Source organism: Streptomyces sp. M41, from assembly GCF_043673425.1.
In the GTDB taxonomy this organism is placed as follows: domain Bacteria; phylum Actinomycetota; class Actinomycetes; order Streptomycetales; family Streptomycetaceae; genus Streptomyces.
On record NZ_JBIMKE010000007.1, the window covers coordinates 225,103 to 243,361 of the forward strand.

Consider the following 18,259-nt stretch of genomic DNA (forward strand, 5'->3'; position numbering starts at 1 on the left):
CAGTTCCTGCCAGGGGAAATCAATACGGACGACGCAACATCGAATGAAAGGCATGCCAACGAAAGATCTGTCACTGTGCCCCCGTTAATTCCGCGCGCGAAGCCTGGTGTCAGCAGGCGTTTCGACAGCACGGTGTGCTTTTCGCTGATGATGATGAAGATGAAGATTTCCGCACCGTCGGCGGAGCTGCCATGACAGGGCAGCGCGATACAGCCGGAGCCGTGGATGCTCTCCGAAGACGCGGCGCTTCACATCGCGCCGCTGCAACTCCTGCTGATAAAGGCCCCCGTGCCACGACCGCCAGCTCCTCGGCGGCGACCGATGAACCGATCCTTACAGAGCCGCCCCGAACCAGTCAACCGTTATCCATCCGCCTTCTGATCGTTTTGGATCGTCGTTGCACGGGGGTGATTTTGTTGCCAGAAAAACTGTGTACGGATTCAACCTCTCCGCTTTTTGCCGGTCCCGACAGCGGCCCCTCATGCGCGGCGGCGGGATGCGGAGTTCCGTCGGATTCGTCCTGGCAGAACTAGGCCGCGCCCCCGGGCCACGCGTCGATCGCCGCGTCCTCGGCGGCGTAGTCCGGGCGGTCGCCGGGGTGGTCCTCCACCGGCTGATCCAGCTCCCAGGCGGCGGTGCGGGCGATCGCTTCGGCCCGTGGCGTGGGCTCGCTGTAGCCGAGCTCCGTACGGATCCGGCCACTGTCGACGACGAGGTCCTGGCCGAACTCGATGCCCGTGACGAGGTGTTCGGGAAGCCGTTCGGTGGGCAGGTACCGCACCTTTCCGCCCCATCCCGCCGCGGCGCCGATCGCCAGGATCCACTCCTCCTCGGCCCAGGGCTCGGGCTCGCCCACGTTGTACGTACGCCCCGTGGCCCGCGGGTCCACCGTGGCCGACACGATCGCCGCCGCCACGTCCTCCACATAACCGCGGGTCACGCGCCAGTTCCGGAAGCCCTCGTCGAGGAGGACCACTTCCCGGCCGTCGCGCACGGGACGCAGGACCTCGCGTGCGCGGCGCTGGTAGTCGCCCGGTCCGTACACCATCGGCAGGCGGAGCACGGTGGCCGGCAGATCGTCGCACGCCTGGAAGACCTGCTCGGCCAGGAGCTTGTCGTAGGCGTCCGGTGATTCGGCGCGCTGCTCGCGCGGCATCGAGTCCTCGGTGAGCGGCACCGGCACCGGCCCGTCCTTCGCGGCGCCGGTCACCACGGCGAACCCCTGGTACACGTCGACGCTGCTGATCATCACGGCTCGTGCGGCCAGAGCCCGGAACACGTCGACCGTACGCCTCGCGTCCGCCTCGGACATGGCGCCCATGTCCAGCACGGTGTCCGGCTGGAAAGCAGCGAAGTCGGCTGCATGTTCGGACAATACGGCTCGGTCTCCGTGCAGATGACGCACATTCGCGGGCACGTCCGCGCAACCCGTCTCACCTCGGTGAAAAACAAGTAGTTCATGCCCGTCCGCGAGCAGTCCGCGCAACACCCATGGTCCGATGAATCGGGTTCCCCCGAGAACAGCGATTCTCATGGGGGTATGGTAGACGTCGCAATCCCGCACACCAGGGGAATACAAAAAAGGGGGAACTGACAGATGGAATCCGTCGCTTACCGCGTTGTTGTCAACGGCGAGGAGCAGTACTCGATCTGGCCGTCGGATCGCGAACTTGCGCCCGGTTGGTCCGCCACCGGAAAGACGGGGACCAAGGAGGAATGCCTCCGCGACATCAACGACGTATGGACGGACATGCGCCCGCTGTCGCTGCGCCAGCAGATGGAGCGATCGGCTGGATGAGCCGTCCGGAATCGCAATGAATCAGGACAGTGAGCTCCCGGCACAAGCGGAATTCCCTTGCGCATTTCCGCCGCCCAAGTGGCCGGGAGCTTCGCTGTCCGCCGGTCCGGACCCGGCCGTCCCGCCGACGGCATGACGGTGTGCCGCGGTACGCCCGGGCGTACCGCGGCACAGGGTCGGTGCGTCAGGTCCAGCAGGGCTGGGAGACGTCGCCGACCTCGTTGCCCTTGAGCAGGCCGCCCCAGATGTAGTTGCCGTCCGACAGCAGCACCCACTTGTCGTGGTAGATGCCGTTGGCGTTGACGAAGCCGCCCACGAGCCAGCACTCGGCGCTGAGACTCTGGTTCGGTGCGACGGTGTAGGCGATGCGGTAGCCCGTCGACGGCCCGATCCGCACATTGCCGTTGATCCAGGTGGTGACGTTCTGGGCCCGCAAGCTCACGGTCTCGGCGGCGGGCCGGTCGCCCGGCCGGGCCTGCGCGGCGGCGGCCGGAGCTGCCGCGCCGACCGCGACCACGACGGCCGCTGCCGCCGCGGTCAAGAGCCTGGTGGTCTTACGTGACGTGATGCGCTGCATCGTTGTCCCTTTCGTTCGTCGGGCGATCGGTCGGGCGGGTGATCGGTGTGCCGCGCTGCTGCCGGCGCTACGTCAGGGCGCTTCCGGCCCGCCACTGGTCCCAGGAGAGGTTCCAGTCGCCGTAGCCGTTTCCGGGCGCGACGGTCTCCTTGGAGCCGACGACCCGTATCACGTCGCCGGGGATGACCTGTTCGTAGAACCGGCGTGCCGTGCCGTCGGTGGCCAGCCCTATGCATCCGTGGGTGACGTTGCTCCGCCCCGCGTACTGATCCGCCTTGGGGTTCTGGTGCAGATAGGTGCCCGAGGCCGTCAGATGGACCGCGTAGTCGTAGTAGTCCTTGTAGGCATCGCCGTATCCGACCGTCCGGGAGTCCATCAGGACCCGGCGCTGCTTGTCGGAGACGACCATGGTGCCGTTCCAGGTGTCCATGCCCGGTGCCCCCGCGGTGATCGGGATGCGGCGCTCACCGGAGGCGGTGACGACCTTCATCTCGTGCCGGCGGACGTCGACCGTGGCGACCAGTGAGCGTCCGACAGCGACGCTGCGGGTGAGCCGCGAGCCGATGCTGACGGTGATGCGCGTGCCCGGCGCGTGGAACTCGCGGGGCCGGTAGTCGATCCGCTGCCCGTCCAGCAGATTGCGGTCCTTCACCCAACTCCACGCCCCCTCGGCCGCCGGTGCGGAGCGCACCTTCAAGGCCTCTTCGACACGGGCTCGTTCTGCCCGCGGGACCGGCCGGTCGAAGGTGACCGACAGTGGCATGCCCACCCCCACGACCTGTCCCTCGCGGACGTTGAGCCGCGCCCCCTTCAGCGCCTGCGGCTCCGCCTCGCGCCCCTGCTGCGGCGGCTGCCGGGTCGTGTCCCCCGGCTCGGCGCCCCCGGCCGGTGCCGTGGACGCGGTCCCCGGCTTCTCGTCCTGGTGCGCCCGGGTGTCCGTCCCGCCCGGTCCCGCACACGCCGTCACCACCCCCAGAACACAGGCAGTGATCACCGCCCAGACGTACGCGCTGCGGCCGGCCCAACCGCGTCCTGCCCCCCTGGTCACGTGCAACCCTCTCGTTGTGCTTCCATGTACGCCTTCTCTACGCACGGCGCGACAGCCGGGTTGCACAGGAATGCGAACTCTTTTCCGGGGGCCTCCGGACGGGGTTCCGGGCGAGGGCCACGGGGGGGGCGGAGCAGCGCATGACGGAGGAGGAGTTCGACCGCTTCTACGCCTCCGCCTTCCCACGGCTGGTCGGGCAGGTGTACGCCGTGACCGGGGATCTGGCGGAGGCACAGGACGTGGTCCAGGAGGCGTTCGTCCGCGCCTGGGACAAGCGGCGCGAGCTGCTGGCCGACGAGGCGCCGGAGGCGTGGGTACGTACGGTCGCGGTACGACTCGCGGTCAGCCGGTGGCGTCGGGCCCGCCGCTGGCTGGAACTGGTGCGCCACACCCCGCCCGACGAGCACGTCCCGGGACCGGGCCCCGAGCACACCGCGCTGGTGCAGGCACTGCGCCGGCTGCCGCAGGCGCAGCGCACCGCGATCGTTCTGCATCATTTGTGCGACCTGAGTGTGGAACAGGTAGCCTCCGAGACCGGCGCGGCCGTGGGGACGGTGAAGGCGAGGCTCTCACGCGGCAGGGCGGCGCTCGCCGCCCATCTCGACCCGGAGCGGGTCGGCCGGCGGAACGACAGCGGTGAGAAGGAGGGCGATCGTGTCCGATGACCTCACCGATCTGCTGCACGAGGTCGCCGACCGTCATCGCGTCGCGCCGCCGGTGCCGGGACCGGAGATCAGAAGGCTGGCCGAGCGCCGTCGACGACGCCGGCGTGCGGCCGGTGCGGCCGGGGCAGCCGCCGTCGCGCTGGCCCTCGCCGGTGGTCTGGCGGTGACGTTCGCCGACCGTGACGGCACGCGTCCCGCGCCGCCCGCCGTCACCGCGGAGCAGCCACGGCCGACGACGGCTGCGACGGTCGACCTCACGCGACGCGAACTCGTCCTGTCCGGACGCCGGTTGCCCGTCTCCGGCGGCACCGCGGAGCATCCCACCCCGACGGGCAGCATGACGGTGGCCGCCAAGTTCCCCGAACGGCGAATGTCCGGTGGGACCGTCGGGCTGGGCGACGAGTACGACATCGCCATGCGCTGGGTGGTCGAACTGCGCGCCGCCGACGGCACGACCACCTACCTCGTGGCCCTGTCCTACGACGAGGAGGCCCCCGGCCGGCGGGACGTCACACACGGCTGGATCGGGCTGCGGACGGCGGACGCGAAGTGGGCCTACCAGCAGCTGAAACCCGGTGACACCGTCCGCGTCGACATGCCGCCGGGCGGCCAGCCGTCGGCTGACCGCCCGTGACCTGGTGGTCTGGCGGAAGCTCGCCTAGAAGGCGCTGTTGTTGCAGCCCATCTTCGAGCCGAGGTGGGAGCTCTGGCTGCCCGAGTCGCCCTCGCCGTTGAGGGCGTTGCCCAGCGCGCCGTTGAGCAGGCCGACCACGCCGAGGATGCTGATGTTCAGGTCGTGGGACTTGCACTGGGTGCTCTGCTGGACTTGGTAGGCGTTGCCCTGCGGGCCGCCGTCGGCGTGAGCGGTGCCGGCGGTCAGCACTCCGACGGTGCCGAGGGCGGCGACCACGACGGCGGCCTTGCGAAGCTTGTGCATGTCATCTCCGGTGGGATGGGGTGAACACGACTCCCAAGGAGCCGATTCCTTGCAATTAAGGAGTATTAGGTACGGAATGTCCAAATAGCCCTACGGCACGCCCGGTTGTCGCACTTACGGATGCGGCGGAGCAGCAGCGGCCGTTCGGTGTGCAGGGCGGGCCGGTGACCAGCCGGAACCGGCCCGGAACCAGCGGCGGCCGTGTGTGGCGGTACGAGTCTCGAACCGACGTACGGTTTGAGACCGCCGATGTCCACCTCACCTTCCTGGAGGTGGCCTCCACTTCCACCTCCGCACCGCGGCCGGCGCACCCGGCGCGTCCTCGCAAGGCTCGGTGCGACCGGTCGGCGCGAGTGCCGTCCCCGGGTGTGGTGAAGTGGGGATCATGACGACGAGTGACGCGATCGTGGTGCCGGAGCTGTACTCCGGCTACCCAGGCGTGGCCTTCGGCGGCTACGTCGCGGGGGTGCTGGCGGAGCGGTCCGGGGCGCGGACGGTACGGGTGGACTTCCGTGGGCCGGTGCCCGTGGAGGTACCGGTGCGGATCGCCGAAGCCGCGGACGCAAGCGCCGAGTTGGGCGAGTCCGAGCGGCCCCTCGCCACGGCGCGCCCGGCCGAGTCCGTGCTCGACGCGCCGGCTCCGCCCGCCTGGGAAGAGGCAGTGGCGGCGGCCGAGAGGTTCCGCGCGGCGCCGCCGTCGGGTGTGGTCGACTGCTTCGGCTGCGGGCTGCGCGCCCCCGACCGCGGTCTGCGGGTGTACGGCACCCCGGTGCCCGATCGCGGCATGGTCGCGTCAGCCTGGACCCCGTCCCCCGTCTTCGCCGACCCGGACGGCCTCCTTCCGGCCCGGCTGGTCTGGGGCGCCCTGGACTGCCCGGGGCACTGGGCGGGCCGCTTCCTCGGAACCCAGCGCCCGGGTGCGGTCACCGCCTCTCTGACAGGCACGATCCTGCGGCCGGTCGTCACGGGCGAGCCGTACATCTCCTATGCGTGGCTGCTGTCGGAATCCGGCCGCAAGCACGTCATGGGCGTGGCGCTGGCCACGGCCGGGGGCGAACTGTCCGCCGTAGCGGAAGCGTTGTGGATCGACCCCAGACCGGCTGCGAGTTGACCGCGGCGGCGGCAGCCGGAGCGGTCAAGGACCCCTGCGCACAAGCCGCTTCTCGGATACGATCACGGCGGCCGTCGTCGTCGCGACCGGAGAGGAAGCCATGTGGCGCAGGCTGGTCGGCACGGTGGCCGGTCTGCTCGTACTGTTCGTCGGCAGTCTGGCCTTCAACGCCGCCTCCGGGCAGAGCCGCTGGCCCGGCCCCCTCGACTTCGTACGCGTCCACCCCTGGGTGGTGCTCCTCCTCCTGGTTCCGCTCGCGCTGATCGAACTGCGCCGGCAGTCAGGCGGTGAGCGCACCCCGCGCACGACGCCCCCGCCCGCGACCTACCGGCTGCCGCCGCGCAACCCCCACTTCACGGGCCGCGAGGCGGCGCTGCGGGAGCTGCGCCGGAGCCTCACCTCGGCGGGCGATGCCGCGACGCAGGTCGTGCACGGACTGGGTGGCGTGGGCAAGACACAGCTCGCCGTCGAGTACGCGTACCGTCACCTGTCGACGTACCGGTTCGTCGCCTACGTCGACGCGGAGGGCCCCGAACTGGTGGCAGCGCAGTTCACGGTGCTGGCACGGGAGCTGGGGCTGGTGGACACGGGCGCGGAGCAGGCGATCGCAGGGGTGTACGCCACGTTGCGGGACCGCAGGCCCTGGCTGCTCATCTTCGACAACGCGGAGAAGCCGGGCAGTCTCGTGCACGCGTTGCCCTCGGGCGACCGGACCAGGAACGGCCACGTCATCGTCACCACCAGGGTGAGCGGCTGGTCGAGCAGGGCCGATGTGCTGGACCTCCAGGTGTTCAGCAGACAGGAGTCGGTGGACCTGCTGGTCCGCCGGGTGCCCGGCACAGGCGCGGTGACGGCGGACCGTGTCGCGGAGCAACTCGGTGATCTGCCACTGGCGTTGGAGCAGGCCGCCGGCTACATGACCTACAACCAGACGGAGCCGGACGCCTACCTGGAGCTGCTGACCTCGCGGCTGGAGGACATGATCGCGCGGGGCGAACTCGCCGACCGGCCCGCGGTGGTCGTCTCGACTCTCTGGCAGCTCAGTGTGCGCAAGCTACGGACAGAACAGCCGCAGGCGGTGCAGCTGCTGGAGCTGTGCGCCCTGCTGGCGCCGGAGCCGATCCCGCTGACACTGTTCACCGACGGTCCGCACCCGCCGCTCCCCGCGGCGGCCGACCCCCTGTCGTGGGACACGACGGTCGGCGCCCTGGCCGGTCTTGGCCTCGCAAGGCGCGAGAACTCCGCTCTGCTGCTGCACCGGCTGGTCCAGGCGGCGATCAGAGCCACGATGCCTGACGACCGCATCGCCACGGCCCGGGTCCAGCTGTGCGGTGCGCTGCTGGCGGCCGTCCCGCACGACATCCACGGCGACCCGGCCGCACGGCCGCGCTGGCACGGGCTGCTCCCGCATGTGCTGGCCGTGACCAAGGCCGACCCGCCGCCGCAGTGCGCGGCCCAGGCAGGTCAACTCCTGCGACTGGCCGCTGAGTTCCTGCTGTCGATCGGCGACCGCGCAATGGCGCTGCCGCTGTGCGAGCGCGCCCTCGCACTCCACGAGTCCCTCGACGGCCAGGAGGCGCAGATCGGCTTCGACCTGATCACCATGGCGCAGATCCACCGCGACCTCGGCGCACCGGGAACGGCACGCCCCTGGCCGAGCGTGCCCTCCACCTTCACGAGTCCTCGCTGCCGGCCGAGAGCCCCGTCATCGCGACCGACCTGGCGACGCTGGCCAGGACCCTGTGTCTCCTCGGGGAGCACGGGGCGGCGCTGCCGCTCGCTGAGCGGGCGCTGCGGATCGACGAGGCCGCGTACGGGCCGGACGACCCCTATGTGAGTTTCGACCTGGTCGCGCTGGCGACCGTGCACGCGGACCTCGGTGACTACGCCACAGCGGTACCGCTGATCGCGAGAGCGCTGCGCATCCGCGAGGCCCACTACCCGCCGGACCACCTCTACATCGGCTACGCCCTGCTGTTCAAAGCCCAGGCTCTGCACGCCCTGAACGACCCGTCCGCAGGCGAACCGGCTCGCCGCGGCGCGGACATCCTGCACCGCCAGCTCGGCAGGACCCACCCCAAGACCGAAGACGCCTTCGCCCTGGCGGACCGCCTGCGAGGCTGACCGGCTCCCCGCCCGCACATCGTCCGCGCGGCGGCCCCGTCACTGCCGCCCGCACGTCGTCCGCGCGGCGGCCCGGTCAGCGGTGCCCGGGAAACCGCAGGGCGTTCGCCCAGAGCCGGGTGACCGTGGCCACGAGCTCCTCGAAGTCCACCGGCGTGCCTTCATCCTGCCCTTCGCTGAGCACGAAGGCGTTGTACGCCATAACACTGACCATCCCCGACAGCGCACGGGACGCCAGCATCGGATCGACCTCCCGGTCCGCGACACCTCGCGCCTGGAGGTCGGCGATGCCTCGGGCGTTGCGGCGGATGAACGCATCCCCGCGCCGCCTTCGGAACTCGCGGAATTCCGGCTCCACCTGCGCGACCTGCTCGAGCAGCGCCATGAGCTTCGCGTTGCGCTCGTACGCCGCGAGATAGGCGCGATTGCTCGCCTCGAGCACCGCGTAGGGGTCGTCGGCATCCTGCACCCGGGCCATCCCGGGGTGCATCATGTCCTCCTGCGCCTCCAGAAGGACGGCGGCGAGCACCTCTTCCTTGTTGGTGAAGTAGGTGTAGAAGGATCCCGCCGCGCACCGAGCCTCTTTGGTGATGTCGGTCAGGCGGGTGTCGAGGTAGCCGTCACGCTCGAACACCTTCCGCGCGGCCTTCACCAGAGCGGCCCGCGTCCGCGCCCCGCGCTGCGTCGAGGGCGGCTCGCGCAGCTGTGCGAAGGGCGCCACGGGCGGCGGCGACTCACTCTCGGTCTCCTCCGGCACAGTGGTGTCCATCCGCGCAACTGTAGGTGAATCCGACGCCATAGTCAGCGGTCAGATGGTGATACCGAAGCGTTCGGCGAGTTGGCGGCGGGTGTCGGCGGCACTGGTGTGCAGCACCCCCGCGATGCCGATCCGGGCCGCTCCGTCGAGATTCTGCTGAAGGTCGTCGATCATGACTGCCTCCTCCGGGTCGCGGCCGAGACGCTCGCACGCGATGGCGTAGATCCGGCGGGACGGCTTGCGGATCCCGACCTCGCCGGAGATCACGACGACATCGGCGACGGCGGCGAGGTCGACGCCGTCGTAGGTGCCGTTGCCGAACGAGTTGGACACCAGCGCCACCGGATGGCCGTGGGCTCGGACCTCCCCGAGCAGCGCGAGCATGTCCTCGTCGATCGACATGCCCGCCTGCATCCGGGCCGTCAGCCCCTCGGTCGCCACCTCGGCGCCGTGCGCGCGCAGACGTTCGGCGAATCCCCGCTCGAAGGTCTCCGCGTCGATTCGCCCGCACTCGTGGTCGGCCAGGAGGGCGCGTGAGGGCTGGTCCCGGGCGAGGAGACGCAGAGGCAGGCCCGGGTCGCCCCCGAGCGAGGCTCCGAATTCGGTGAAAGCCCTCAGCACACTGGAGGTGATGACCCCGCCGAAGTCCACCAGAAGAGCGGTGCGATCCTGGCCCATCAGGCGACCTCGAACAGCCCGGCGGCACCCATGCCGCCACCGACGCACATCGAGATCACCACATACCTGACCCCGCGGCGCTTGCCCTCGATGAGGGCATGCCCCACCAGACGGGCTCCGGTCATGCCGTACGGATGGCCGACCGAGATCGCGCCCCCGTCGACGTTGCACCGCTCCGGGTCGATGCGCAGTTCATCACGGCAGTACAGCGCCTGGGAGGCGAACGCCTCGTTGATCTCCCACAGGCCGATGTCGTCGACGGTGAGGTTGTGCTGCTTCAGCAGCTTCGGTATCGCCAGCACCGGGCCGATGCCCATCTCCTCCGGTGCGCAGCCCGCGACGGTCATGCCCCGGTAGATGCCCAGCGGCTCCAGTCCCCGGCGCTCGGCTTCCTTCGCCTCCATCAGCACCGACGCCGAAGCCCCGTCCGACAGCTGCGAGGAGTTGCCCGCCGTCACACTGGAGTGCGCGCTCACCTGGCCGTCGGGCAGCACGGGCGCCAGGCCGGCCAGGGCCTCGAGCGTCGTCGACGCACGGTTGCCCTCGTCCCGGGTCAGGGTGACCTCCTCCTCGCGCACCTCCCCGGACTGTTTGTCGAGCACCTTCTTGACGCCGGTCAGCGGGACGATCTCCCGGTCGAACCGGCCGGCTTCCTGGGCCGCCGCGGTGCGCTGCTGTGACACCAGGGCGAACTCGTCCTGTCGCTCCCGGCTCACACCGTGACGTTCGGCGACGATCTCCGCCGTCTGCAACATCGGCAGGTAGATGCTCGGCTTGTGCTCGACCAGCCAAGGGTCCGTCATCCGGTGGGTGTTCATGTGGTCGTTCTGCACCAGCGAGATCGACTCGACGCCGCCGCCCACCGCGATCTGCATACCGTCCGCGACGATCTGCTTGGCTGCCGTAGCCACGGCCATCAGGCCCGACGAGCACTGCCGGTCGACCGTCATTCCTGAGACGGCGTCGGGAAGCCCCGCGCGCAGGACGGCCTGGCGCGCGACGTTGAACCCGGCAGTCCCCTGCGGCACGGCGCACCCCAGCACGACATCCTCGACTTCCCCACCCTCCAGCCCGGCACGCAGTACGGCGTGCGAGAGCGCATGGGCGGCGAGCTCCTGGGCCTGGGTGTCGTTGAACGCGCCGCGATAGGCCTTCCCGATCGGCGTACGCGCCGTCGAAACGATGACTGCTTCCCTCATGTCGCCTCACTGCTTCCTGTCGGTCCGGTTCGTCCGGATACTTCGGGCCGTGACGGCGAACTCCGTCGCGCCGGATTGGGTGTCTGCGGGCAGGAGCCGTACCTCGACCGGGGCCCTGCGGGCGGCTGTCGACCACTTCCTTGACCGACCAACGCACATCGGACGCGGTCGCTGGACGACGAGAGGCTGACTCCCGGTCCGGTTATAATTGAATCCGACGTCAGATTCAAGCACGAACTCTTGACACTCCCGCCCCTCCCCCTGAAGGCTACCGACCAGTTGGTATGAAGGGGTGGGTAGTGACCGGAACCGAGCTGAACATCTCCACTCGTGCGGGCGTCTTCGACGCGATCGCGGCGGGCCCACCGCAGGGCCGGCCGGTGCTGCTGTTGCACGGCTTCCCACAGACGAAACTGGTGTGGCGGCGCCAGATCTCGGCACTGGCCGCGCACGGCTACCGGGTGGTGGCACCCGACCAACGCGGGTACTCCCCCGGCGTCCGGCCCCAGCGGCCCGAGGACTATCGCATGAGCCGGCTCGTGGACGACGTGGTCGCGATCACGGAGGACCTGGGCTGGGCGACGTTCGATCTGGTCGGCCACGACTGGGGAGGAGCGGTGGCCTGGTGGACCGCCCGCGCCCACCCGGGCCGCCTGCGCAGCCTTACGGCTGTCTCCACCCCGCATCCCGGCGCTCTGGCCACGACCCTGCGCACCGACCAGGACCAGCGCGAACGCTCGCAGTACATGCTCGACTGGCGCGAGACACCGGCGACCGAAGAGCGCATGCTCGCCGACGACGCCCGGATGCTGCGCTCCTTCTACGCCGACAAGGTCCCCGCGGAGAGCGCCGAGGCCTACGTACGCCACCTGTCCCGGCCAGGCGCTCTCACCGCCGCGTTGAACTGGTACCGCGCCGGCCGCCCCGACGGCGTGATCGGTGTCGTCGAGGTGCCCACGCTGTACGTCTGGAGCACACAGGACAGCGCGTTCGGCGCGGCGGCGGCGCAGGAGACCGGGCGGTGGGTGACCGGCCCATACCGTTTCGAGACCCTCCAGGGCATCAGCCACTGGATCCCCGAGGAGGCGCCCGACGAGCTGAGCCGCCTGCTGCTCGACCATCTGGGGGCGCACGGGAGCAGCAAGCAGTGATTGGCGATCGGTGATCGGTCATCGGTGACCGGTCATCGGTGATCGGTGAGACGCAGCGAACGCCCCCGTTGATCGACTGCCCGGAGAGGTGATCTATGAAGTCAGCTCGTGCGGCCTGGCGCGGACTTGAGCCCGTGCACGGCATGATCTACTTCGTCCCGGAGGCGAGGCGCCGGTACGCGGACCTCGGACTGAGCGGACACGCCGGGTACTTCGCCTCCCGCAGCGCCGCCTTCGGCCGAGCATCCGCCGAACTGGTCATCTCGACCTTCTACAACTTCAACCCCGAGGTCGTACGGCAGGCGCTCGACGGGGTCTGGGACACCGCGACGCCGCAGCAGGTGCTGGAGGCTCGGTACGCCGCGGCGGGCGAGGCCCTGCGGCGGGCGGGAATCCACGAGCCGTCCGACCGGGACGAGATCCTGGCACTGAGCCGCCGCGCCGCCGAGGCGGCCTGCGATAGTGCGCAAGGCCGTCCGCTGTTCGCCGCCCATGCCGCACTGCCGTGGCCTCAGGAGCCGCTGCTGCAACTGTGGCACGCCCAGACCCTGCTCAGGGAGTTCCGTGGTGACGGCCATGTGGCGTGCCTGCTGAGCGAGGGCGTCGGGGGCTTGGAGGCCCTGATTCTGCACGCCGCCACCGGTGACGTTCCCGCGGGCTTCCTCAAGGTGAGCCGCGCGTGGCCCGAGGACGAATGGGCCGCCGTCGCGGAACGTCTGCGGGAGCGAGGCCTCCTGGACGGCGACTCCCTCAGCTCCGAGGGCGCGGCCCTGCGCCGGCACATCGAGGACCGCACCGATCGCCTGGCGCTCCCCGCCTATTCCGTCCTCGGTGACACCGGCTGCGAGCGTCTCGCCGAACTCGCCCCCTCCTTCGGCCGCGCCGTCGTCGAGGCGGGCCTCCTGAAGTTCGGCTGAGCGCGGGCGCGGCTGCTTCGAAGGCTGCAGCCTTGCCAAGCCGCCGAGTTCGAAGCGCTGAGCCGCGGGTCACGCGAGCCAGCATGGTGGACCGCGTGCGTAATGACATCCATTTTCATGTATCGTTGTCGCGCTCACCCGTCGCACCCGGAGGTGTCCCCATGGCCGTACCCAAACGCAAGATGTCGCGCAGCAACACCCGGCACCGTCGCGCGCAATGGAAGGGCACGACGCCTCAGTTGGTGACGGTGACGGTGGACGGCGTGCCGTACCTCGTCCCCCAGCGGCTGGCGAAGGCGTACGAGCGCGGTCTGCTCCGCCCCGAAGGCTGACCCGCCGCATGACCTACGCCCCTTCGCTACGACTCCCCGTCACCGTCCTCTCGGGATTCCTCGGCGCCGGCAAGACCACCCTGCTCAATCATGTCCTCGGCAACCGTGAGGGCCTGCGCGTCGCCGTCATCGTCAACGACATGAGCGAGGTCAACATCGACGCCGCCCTGGTGCGCGGCGGCGAGGCAGCACTGTCCCGCACCGAGGAACGCCTGGTCGAGATGACCAACGGATGCATCTGCTGCACCCTGCGCGACGACCTGCTGGAGGAGGTGGACCGGCTGGCGCGCGAGGGGCGCTTCGACTACCTCCTCATCGAGTCCTCCGGCATCTCCGAGCCCATGCCGGTCGCCGCCACCTTCGCCTTCGCCCGCGACGACGGCGCCACCCTCGACGACCTGGCCCGGCTCGACACAATGGTCACAGTGGTGGACGCCGCGGGCTTCCTGCCCGAACTGGCCGGCGGGGACGAACTGGCCGAACGGGGCCTGGACCAGTACGAGGACGACGAACGCACGGTCAGCGACCTGCTGATGGATCAGGTCGAGTTCGCCGATGTGATCGTCCTCAACAAGCTGGACCTTGTCGACGCCGCGTCCGCCGAACGCCTACGGGCCACCCTCGCCCGGCTCAACCCGGCCGCCCGCGTCGTGCCGGCCGTGCGGGGCCGTGTACCCGTCGGCGAGGTCCTGGGCACCGCCCGCTTCGACCTGGAGCGGGCGCAGCAGGCCCCGGGCTGGGTCAGGGAACTCAACGGCGACCACGTTCCCGAGACGGAGGAGTACGGCATTTCCTCCACCGTCTTCCGCTCCCGGTCGCCGTTCCACCCTGGGCGGCTGTGGACGTTCGTGACAGAGGGACTCGACAGCGGCGCCTACGGGCAGGTCCTCAGATCCAAGGGCTTCTTCACCCTCGCGAGCCGCCCCCACGTGACGGGACTGTGGTCGCAGGCCGGCTCGGTGGCACGCTTCGAGCCCTCCTCGGCACGGGACACCGACAGCCCCTTCGCCGAGGAACTCGTGTTCATCGGCACCAACTTGCGCGCGGAGCCGCTGCTGGCAGCCCTGGCCGACTGCCTCATGCGGGAAGGCGAGCGACCGCCCGCTTCCGACCCCTTCCCCGCATGGGACACCTACGGCATCGACGAGGCCTGCGCACACGAGCACGATCCCCTAACCGCTGCGACGACGGGGCACTGAGACTCCGGGCCGGACGGTGGTCGCAGCCACGGCACCGTCCGGCCCGGTACGCGACGAGATCGTCGCCTCGACCGACTACAGCTCGGCGCGCTGCGGTGGCCTGAAGCGCCCGGTCGTCGATCTCCGGGCAGACCGTTCCCAGAGCTTTCCGCCGGCCCCCGACACAATTGGGGCCGGCTTCTTCGGCTCCCGGGAACAGCGCGACGTCTTGGACAAGTTCGAGCCTCGCAGCCACGGGTACCGCATCGATCCGGTGCTGGTGCCCGGCTGAACTCCCACTCCGCCATGAGCAGATGGTGCTCGCACACGCACCACGCGGCGGCTCCCACCTCCAACCTCCAACAGCCTCTGGCCGTGCCCCCGCCAAGTCACGGCCAAAGACTCCACCCGCCACGCGAGCGGCACGGCCACCAGGAGGACTTGGTGCCCCCGGGAGGGAAGCCGCGCCCCGCCGGACAACCCGAGGGGGCTGTCGCCGAGGCCGAACAGCGTTACCGAGACGGCGCCGAACGAGGTCCCCTCTGGCGCGCCGAGCAGGTTCGGGTCAGCCGGATGGCTCCCAGATCGGCGAGTGAAGCAGACGGGGCTCCGTCGGCAGCCCGCGGCGGGTGCGGTGCCGCCCGTGTGGGGGACCCCCGACAGGCGGCTGTCCCGGTCGAGAGAGACAGGACCCGGCTGTCGGAGGTAGTCATTCCAGTTTCACACCACTTCGCGGCGCGGACATGGCCCGGATCTTGCTCCGCCGCACCGAACCCGCCGACGTCAGCGCCGAGGTCGTGGTGGTCGGCGGCTGATGAGGCCTATGGGGGATCGAGTTGCATCGCTTTCGTGGGAGTCGTTCGTGTGGCGGTGGCGGCCAGGTAGGTGATGCGGAGGGTGCCGGTGGTGTGTTCGCGGTCGACGAGGACGTTGACGCCGTAGACCGACTTGATCAGGTCCGGGGTCAGCACGGCCTCCGGAGGGCCCGCCGCCGCGACCTGTCCGTGGTCGAGGACGACGATGTGGTCGCAGTACCGGGCGGCGAGGTTGAGGTCGTGCAGGGCGACGACGCAGGTGACGTCCAGTGATGTCAGCAGGTCGAGGAGTTCGAGTTGATGGCGTATGTCGAGGTGGTTGGTGGGTTCGTCGAGCAGGATCTCCTGCGGTTCCTGGGCCAGGGCGCGCGCGAGTTGGGCGCGCTGCTTCTCCCCTCCGGAGAGGGTGTGCCAACTCTGGTACTGCTTGCCGGTGATGTCGGTCCGCTCCAGGGCCGCGTCGACGATCCGCCGATCGTGCTCGGTCAACGCGTCGAAGCGGCCGCGGAACGGTGTGCGGCCGAGTTCCACGACCTGGCGGACGTTGACGTGGTTGTGGGCGGACACGTCCTGTTCGACGACGGCGAGCCGTCGGGCCCGCACCCGGCGGCTGAGGTCGTGCAGGCTGGTGTCGTCGAAGTGGATGGTTCCGGTGTCGGGGCGGCGCAGTCCGGCGAGCAGACGCAACAGGGTCGACTTGCCCGAGCCGTTGGGGCCGAGGAGGCCGACGATCTTCCCGTCGTGGGCCGCCATCTCGATGCTGTCCAGCAGCCGGTGGCCCTTGACCGACCAGGAGAGTTGGGTGGTGGTGATGCGGCCCATCAGGACTCCAGACGCTTCAGGACCAGCGCGAAGGCGGGCGCGCCGAGAAGCGCGGTGATGACGCCGGCGGGCAGTTCGTGGGGCGAGAACGCCGTCCGCGCGAATACGTCCACCCAGATGAGGAAGATGGCGCCGACGATCGCGGACAGGGGTAGCAGGGAGCGGTGTGTCGGGCCCGCGAGGATGCGGACGGCGTGCGGGATGAGCAGCCCGATGAAGCCGATCGCGCCGGAGGCCGCCACGGCGGCCGCGGTCATGACCGAGGTCAGCACCATCAGCCAGACGCGGGCAGCGGTGACGTTGATCCCCAGGGCTTCGGCGGAGTCCCACCCGAACGTGAAGGCGTCGAGGGCGGGCGCGAAGAACTGGACGGCGATGACCCCGATCAGGATGATCACGACGGTGACGGTCACCCCCTCCCACCGGGCGCCGCCGAGGGTGCCGAGCAGCCAGTAGGTGAACCCGCGGGTGGAGTTCGCATCGCCGCTGACCATGAGGATGACCGAGGTGACCGCCGCGAAGAACTGCGACACGAGCACACCGGTGAGCACCACTCGGGAAGGGCTTGCGACGCGCCCCCCGCCGAGGAGGACCAGCAGCAGGGCGAAGGAGACCAGCCCGCCGGCGAACGCTCCGGTCGACAGGGAGATGCTTCCGCCGATGCCCAGCAGGAGCACGGCGACCGCGCCCGTGGAGGCGCCGGAGGAGACTCCCAGCAGGTAGGGGTCGGCCAGGGGGTTCCTGGTGACCGCCTGCAGGACCGCGCCCGAGACGGCCAGGGCCATGCCGACGGCGCAGGCCAGCAGCACCCGCGGGAAGCGCGACTCCCAGATCAGGGCGTCCAGCAGCCCCGGCAGTGGCGGGGTGGGGGCGATACCGTCCAGGCCGATGTGCCTGAGGATCGTGGAGACGACGTCCAGGGGCTGGATGTTCGCGCTCCCGAAGAGCGATGCGGCGACGACCGACACCAGCAGCCCGGACACGGCCAGGAAGAAGAGCGCCACCGTCGAGGCGCGCCGCGCGCCCACCGGAACCTTCTCAGGGCTGGTGACCGAAGTCCCGGGGGGCGCGGGAGACGTTTGTGAGCTCGTGGTCATGGCGGTTGACAGCTCAGCCAAGCTTGTTCAAGCCGTCGACCAGCGTGGGGACCGCGGACGCGCTGCCGTAGCTGGGGTCCATGTGGGTGCCGGGGATGGTGACGAACCGGTCACCCTTCACAGCGCCCAGCTTGCGGGTGAGGGGGTCCTTCTTGAGCAGCTCGATCTTCTCCTTGGCCGTGTCGTTGGGTTCGCCTCGGTTCAGGTCGGCCAGGATGATGACGTCGGGATTCCGGGCGGCGACCTCGTCCCAGCTCACCTCCGCCCACTTGGTCTTCGCGTCCTCGAAGATGTTTTCGACCCCGACGCGCTCGGAGATGTGCTGCGGCAGACCACCGGGGCCCGCGGCCCACGGGGTGCCGTCGTAGGTGGAGTAGAACCACATCACCTTCAGCGGCTTGTCCGGCTTCTTGTAGCCGCTCAGCGCCTTGTCCACCACGGCCTTCTGCTCGGTCGCCAGCTTCTCGCCGGCGTCGGGCACGCCCATGATCCTGCCCAGGCGGCGGTACTCCTGGTACAGCATCTCGAAGTCCGCGTCGGCCACGCTCTCGTGGTACGAGCAGTCGAACTCGGTCAGGTAGGTCGGCACGCCCAGGTCGTGCAGGTCCTTGCGGTCACCGGCCTCCTCCTTGGTGAGGAAGCTCGCGAAAGAGCTGTAGACGAAGTCCGGCTGTGCTTCCAGCAGCTTCTCGTGCTTGATCGTCTCGCCGTCCCCGGACAGGATCGGAATCTTCTTGTACTGCGCGGCGACCGCGTCCGGCGTCTTCTCGATCTCATAGCCCGATCCGGCGATCCGGTCCCCCACCCCCAGGTGGATGAGGATCTCGGCGGCGGTCTGGTTCAGCGTCACGACCTTCTGCGGCGCGGCCTTGTAAGTCACGTCGGTGCCGCAGTTCTTGATGGTGAACGGGTAGGTCGTCCCGCCCTTCGCCGCCGTCGTCGCCTTCCCGGCAGCATCGGCGGCCGAGTCGCCGCCGCACCCGGCGACCGCGAACATAGCCGCGGCTGTAAGCATTGTGGTAATCATTTTCATTTTCATCGGCTGATCGTACC

At 69.8% G+C, this 18,259-nt stretch carries 21 protein-coding genes; 11 read left to right on the forward strand and 10 right to left on the reverse strand.

Going from position 1 to position 18,259, the window contains the following annotated elements; translation table 11 throughout:
* Window positions 1-529: 529 nt before the first annotated feature.
* A complete protein-coding gene (locus ACHBTE_RS12780) occupies window positions 530-1,534 on the reverse strand; it encodes an NAD-dependent epimerase/dehydratase family protein (RefSeq protein ID WP_394723854.1) in 1,005 nt (334 codons plus the stop codon).
* A gap of 63 nt (window positions 1,535-1,597) precedes the next feature.
* On the opposite strand from ACHBTE_RS12780, the gene ACHBTE_RS12785 reads away from it, so the two are divergent.
* Window positions 1,598-1,798, forward strand: a complete 201-nt coding sequence (locus tag ACHBTE_RS12785) for an MbtH family protein (RefSeq protein WP_394723855.1) — start codon at window positions 1,598-1,600, stop codon at window positions 1,796-1,798.
* 184 nt (window positions 1,799-1,982) lie between these two features.
* Here the strand turns inward: ACHBTE_RS12785 and ACHBTE_RS12790 are convergent, their stop codons facing one another.
* Complete coding sequence (locus ACHBTE_RS12790; RefSeq protein ID WP_394723856.1) at window positions 1,983-2,375, reverse strand: hypothetical protein; 393 nt, start codon at window positions 2,373-2,375, stop codon at window positions 1,983-1,985.
* A 67-nt stretch (window positions 2,376-2,442) separates the two neighbouring features.
* Entirely contained in the window at window positions 2,443-3,423 is a 981-nt protein-coding gene (locus tag ACHBTE_RS12795) for a L,D-transpeptidase (RefSeq protein ID WP_394723857.1), read from the reverse strand.
* A gap of 140 nt (window positions 3,424-3,563) precedes the next feature.
* Here ACHBTE_RS12795 and ACHBTE_RS12800 point away from each other — a divergent pair, with 140 nt between their 5' ends.
* Together ACHBTE_RS12800 and ACHBTE_RS12805 are read left to right on the forward strand one after the other, a co-directional pair.
* Window positions 3,564-4,088, forward strand: coding sequence for a SigE family RNA polymerase sigma factor (locus tag ACHBTE_RS12800; protein WP_394723858.1), 525 nt, complete (start codon window positions 3,564-3,566; stop codon window positions 4,086-4,088).
* Window positions 4,078-4,722, forward strand: a complete 645-nt coding sequence (locus tag ACHBTE_RS12805; protein ID WP_394723859.1) for a L,D-transpeptidase — start codon at window positions 4,078-4,080, stop codon at window positions 4,720-4,722. The genes ACHBTE_RS12800 and ACHBTE_RS12805 overlap by 11 nt, the downstream gene beginning before the upstream one ends.
* Window positions 4,723-4,746: 24 nt before the next feature.
* On the opposite strand, the gene ACHBTE_RS12810 is transcribed toward ACHBTE_RS12805, so the two are convergent.
* Window positions 4,747-5,025 carry a hypothetical protein gene (locus ACHBTE_RS12810; RefSeq protein ID WP_394723860.1) on the reverse strand — a complete coding sequence of 93 codons (279 nt, stop codon included), beginning with the start codon at window positions 5,023-5,025 and terminating at the stop codon, window positions 4,747-4,749.
* Window positions 5,026-5,410: 385 nt separating this feature from the next.
* On the opposite strand from ACHBTE_RS12810, the gene ACHBTE_RS12815 reads away from it, so the two are divergent.
* From ACHBTE_RS12815 to ACHBTE_RS12825, 3 genes are all read left to right on the forward strand, one after another.
* A complete protein-coding gene (locus ACHBTE_RS12815) occupies window positions 5,411-6,136 on the forward strand; it encodes a hypothetical protein (RefSeq protein WP_394723861.1) in 726 nt (241 codons plus the stop codon).
* A 100-nt stretch (window positions 6,137-6,236) separates the two neighbouring features.
* Window positions 6,237-7,973: an FxSxx-COOH system tetratricopeptide repeat protein gene (gene fxsT / locus ACHBTE_RS12820; RefSeq protein WP_394723862.1), complete on the forward strand. Its 1,737-nt coding sequence runs from the start codon at window positions 6,237-6,239 to the stop codon at window positions 7,971-7,973.
* Window positions 7,907-8,260, forward strand: a complete 354-nt coding sequence (locus ACHBTE_RS12825) for a tetratricopeptide repeat protein (RefSeq protein WP_394723940.1) — start codon at window positions 7,907-7,909, stop codon at window positions 8,258-8,260. The genes fxsT and ACHBTE_RS12825 overlap by 67 nt, the downstream gene beginning before the upstream one ends.
* Window positions 8,261-8,336: 76 nt before the next feature.
* On the opposite strand, the gene ACHBTE_RS12830 is transcribed toward ACHBTE_RS12825, so the two are convergent.
* The 3 genes from ACHBTE_RS12830 to ACHBTE_RS12840 are packed head-to-tail and all read right to left on the reverse strand — an operon-like array spanning window position 8,337 to window position 10,894.
* Window positions 8,337-9,029, reverse strand: coding sequence for a TetR/AcrR family transcriptional regulator (locus tag ACHBTE_RS12830; protein ID WP_394723863.1), 693 nt, complete (start codon window positions 9,027-9,029; stop codon window positions 8,337-8,339).
* A 39-nt stretch (window positions 9,030-9,068) separates the two neighbouring features.
* On the reverse strand, window positions 9,069-9,695 hold the full coding sequence (locus tag ACHBTE_RS12835; RefSeq protein WP_394723864.1) for an HAD family hydrolase: 627 nt from the start codon (window positions 9,693-9,695) through the stop codon (window positions 9,069-9,071).
* Window positions 9,695-10,894 (reverse strand): acetyl-CoA C-acyltransferase, encoded by a 1,200-nt coding sequence (locus tag ACHBTE_RS12840; RefSeq protein ID WP_394723865.1) that lies wholly within the window; start codon window positions 10,892-10,894, stop codon window positions 9,695-9,697. The genes ACHBTE_RS12835 and ACHBTE_RS12840 overlap by 1 nt, the downstream gene beginning before the upstream one ends.
* A 299-nt stretch (window positions 10,895-11,193) precedes the next feature.
* On the opposite strand from ACHBTE_RS12840, the gene ACHBTE_RS12845 reads away from it, so the two are divergent.
* The 5 genes from ACHBTE_RS12845 to ACHBTE_RS12865 all read left to right on the forward strand — a co-directional run bounded on the left by ACHBTE_RS12845 (window position 11,194) and on the right by ACHBTE_RS12865 (window position 14,764).
* Complete coding sequence (locus tag ACHBTE_RS12845) at window positions 11,194-12,045, forward strand: alpha/beta fold hydrolase (RefSeq protein WP_394723866.1); 852 nt, start codon at window positions 11,194-11,196, stop codon at window positions 12,043-12,045.
* Between the two features lie 95 nt (window positions 12,046-12,140).
* Window positions 12,141-12,962 carry a hypothetical protein gene (locus ACHBTE_RS12850; RefSeq protein ID WP_394723867.1) on the forward strand — a complete coding sequence of 274 codons (822 nt, stop codon included), beginning with the start codon at window positions 12,141-12,143 and terminating at the stop codon, window positions 12,960-12,962.
* Between the two features lie 161 nt (window positions 12,963-13,123).
* Window positions 13,124-13,294: a 50S ribosomal protein L32 gene (rpmF, locus tag ACHBTE_RS12855; RefSeq protein ID WP_394723868.1), complete on the forward strand. Its 171-nt coding sequence runs from the start codon at window positions 13,124-13,126 to the stop codon at window positions 13,292-13,294.
* A gap of 8 nt (window positions 13,295-13,302) precedes the next feature.
* A complete protein-coding gene (locus ACHBTE_RS12860; protein ID WP_394723869.1) occupies window positions 13,303-14,493 on the forward strand; it encodes a GTP-binding protein in 1,191 nt (396 codons plus the stop codon).
* A gap of 16 nt (window positions 14,494-14,509) precedes the next feature.
* Complete coding sequence (locus ACHBTE_RS12865; protein ID WP_394723870.1) at window positions 14,510-14,764, forward strand: hypothetical protein; 255 nt, start codon at window positions 14,510-14,512, stop codon at window positions 14,762-14,764.
* 529 nt (window positions 14,765-15,293) lie between these two features.
* Here the strand turns inward: ACHBTE_RS12865 and ACHBTE_RS12870 are convergent.
* From ACHBTE_RS12870 to ACHBTE_RS12880, 3 genes are all read right to left on the reverse strand, one after another.
* Window positions 15,294-16,109 carry an ABC transporter ATP-binding protein gene (locus tag ACHBTE_RS12870; protein WP_394723871.1) on the reverse strand — a complete coding sequence of 272 codons (816 nt, stop codon included), beginning with the start codon at window positions 16,107-16,109 and terminating at the stop codon, window positions 15,294-15,296.
* Window positions 16,109-17,137, reverse strand: coding sequence for a FecCD family ABC transporter permease (locus tag ACHBTE_RS12875; protein WP_394723872.1), 1,029 nt, complete (start codon window positions 17,135-17,137; stop codon window positions 16,109-16,111). The genes ACHBTE_RS12870 and ACHBTE_RS12875 overlap by 1 nt, the downstream gene beginning before the upstream one ends.
* 82 nt (window positions 17,138-17,219) lie before the next feature.
* Complete coding sequence (locus ACHBTE_RS12880) at window positions 17,220-18,221, reverse strand: ABC transporter substrate-binding protein (protein WP_394723873.1); 1,002 nt, start codon at window positions 18,219-18,221, stop codon at window positions 17,220-17,222.
* Window positions 18,222-18,259 lie beyond the last annotated feature (38 nt).

What these genes read in the sequence shown, in the direction of transcription:
- ACHBTE_RS12810 (WP_394723860.1), bottom strand. Translation starts at nt 5,025, where the DNA reads ATGCACAAGCTTCGCAAGGCCGCCGTCGTGGTCGCCGCCCTCGGCACC.
- ACHBTE_RS12815 (WP_394723861.1), top strand. Translation starts at nt 5,411, where the DNA reads ATGACGACGAGTGACGCGATCGTGGTGCCGGAGCTGTACTCCGGCTAC.
- rpmF (WP_394723868.1), top strand. Translation starts at nt 13,124, where the DNA reads ATGGCCGTACCCAAACGCAAGATGTCGCGCAGCAACACCCGGCACCGT.
- ACHBTE_RS12880 (WP_394723873.1), bottom strand. Translation starts at nt 18,221, where the DNA reads ATGCTTACAGCCGCGGCTATGTTCGCGGTCGCCGGGTGCGGCGGCGAC.
- ACHBTE_RS12835 (WP_394723864.1), bottom strand. Translation starts at nt 9,695, where the DNA reads ATGGGCCAGGATCGCACCGCTCTTCTGGTGGACTTCGGCGGGGTCATC.
- ACHBTE_RS12785 (WP_394723855.1), top strand. Translation starts at nt 1,598, where the DNA reads ATGGAATCCGTCGCTTACCGCGTTGTTGTCAACGGCGAGGAGCAGTAC.
- ACHBTE_RS12860 (WP_394723869.1), top strand. Translation starts at nt 13,303, where the DNA reads ATGACCTACGCCCCTTCGCTACGACTCCCCGTCACCGTCCTCTCGGGA.
- ACHBTE_RS12870 (WP_394723871.1), bottom strand. Translation starts at nt 16,109, where the DNA reads ATGGGCCGCATCACCACCACCCAACTCTCCTGGTCGGTCAAGGGCCAC.
- fxsT (WP_394723862.1), top strand. Translation starts at nt 6,237, where the DNA reads ATGTGGCGCAGGCTGGTCGGCACGGTGGCCGGTCTGCTCGTACTGTTC.
- ACHBTE_RS12800 (WP_394723858.1), top strand. Translation starts at nt 3,564, where the DNA reads ATGACGGAGGAGGAGTTCGACCGCTTCTACGCCTCCGCCTTCCCACGG.
- ACHBTE_RS12780 (WP_394723854.1), bottom strand. Translation starts at nt 1,534, where the DNA reads ATGAGAATCGCTGTTCTCGGGGGAACCCGATTCATCGGACCATGGGTG.
- ACHBTE_RS12840 (WP_394723865.1), bottom strand. Translation starts at nt 10,894, where the DNA reads ATGAGGGAAGCAGTCATCGTTTCGACGGCGCGTACGCCGATCGGGAAG.
- ACHBTE_RS12850 (WP_394723867.1), top strand. Translation starts at nt 12,141, where the DNA reads ATGAAGTCAGCTCGTGCGGCCTGGCGCGGACTTGAGCCCGTGCACGGC.
- ACHBTE_RS12830 (WP_394723863.1), bottom strand. Translation starts at nt 9,029, where the DNA reads ATGGACACCACTGTGCCGGAGGAGACCGAGAGTGAGTCGCCGCCGCCC.
- ACHBTE_RS12790 (WP_394723856.1), bottom strand. Translation starts at nt 2,375, where the DNA reads ATGCAGCGCATCACGTCACGTAAGACCACCAGGCTCTTGACCGCGGCG.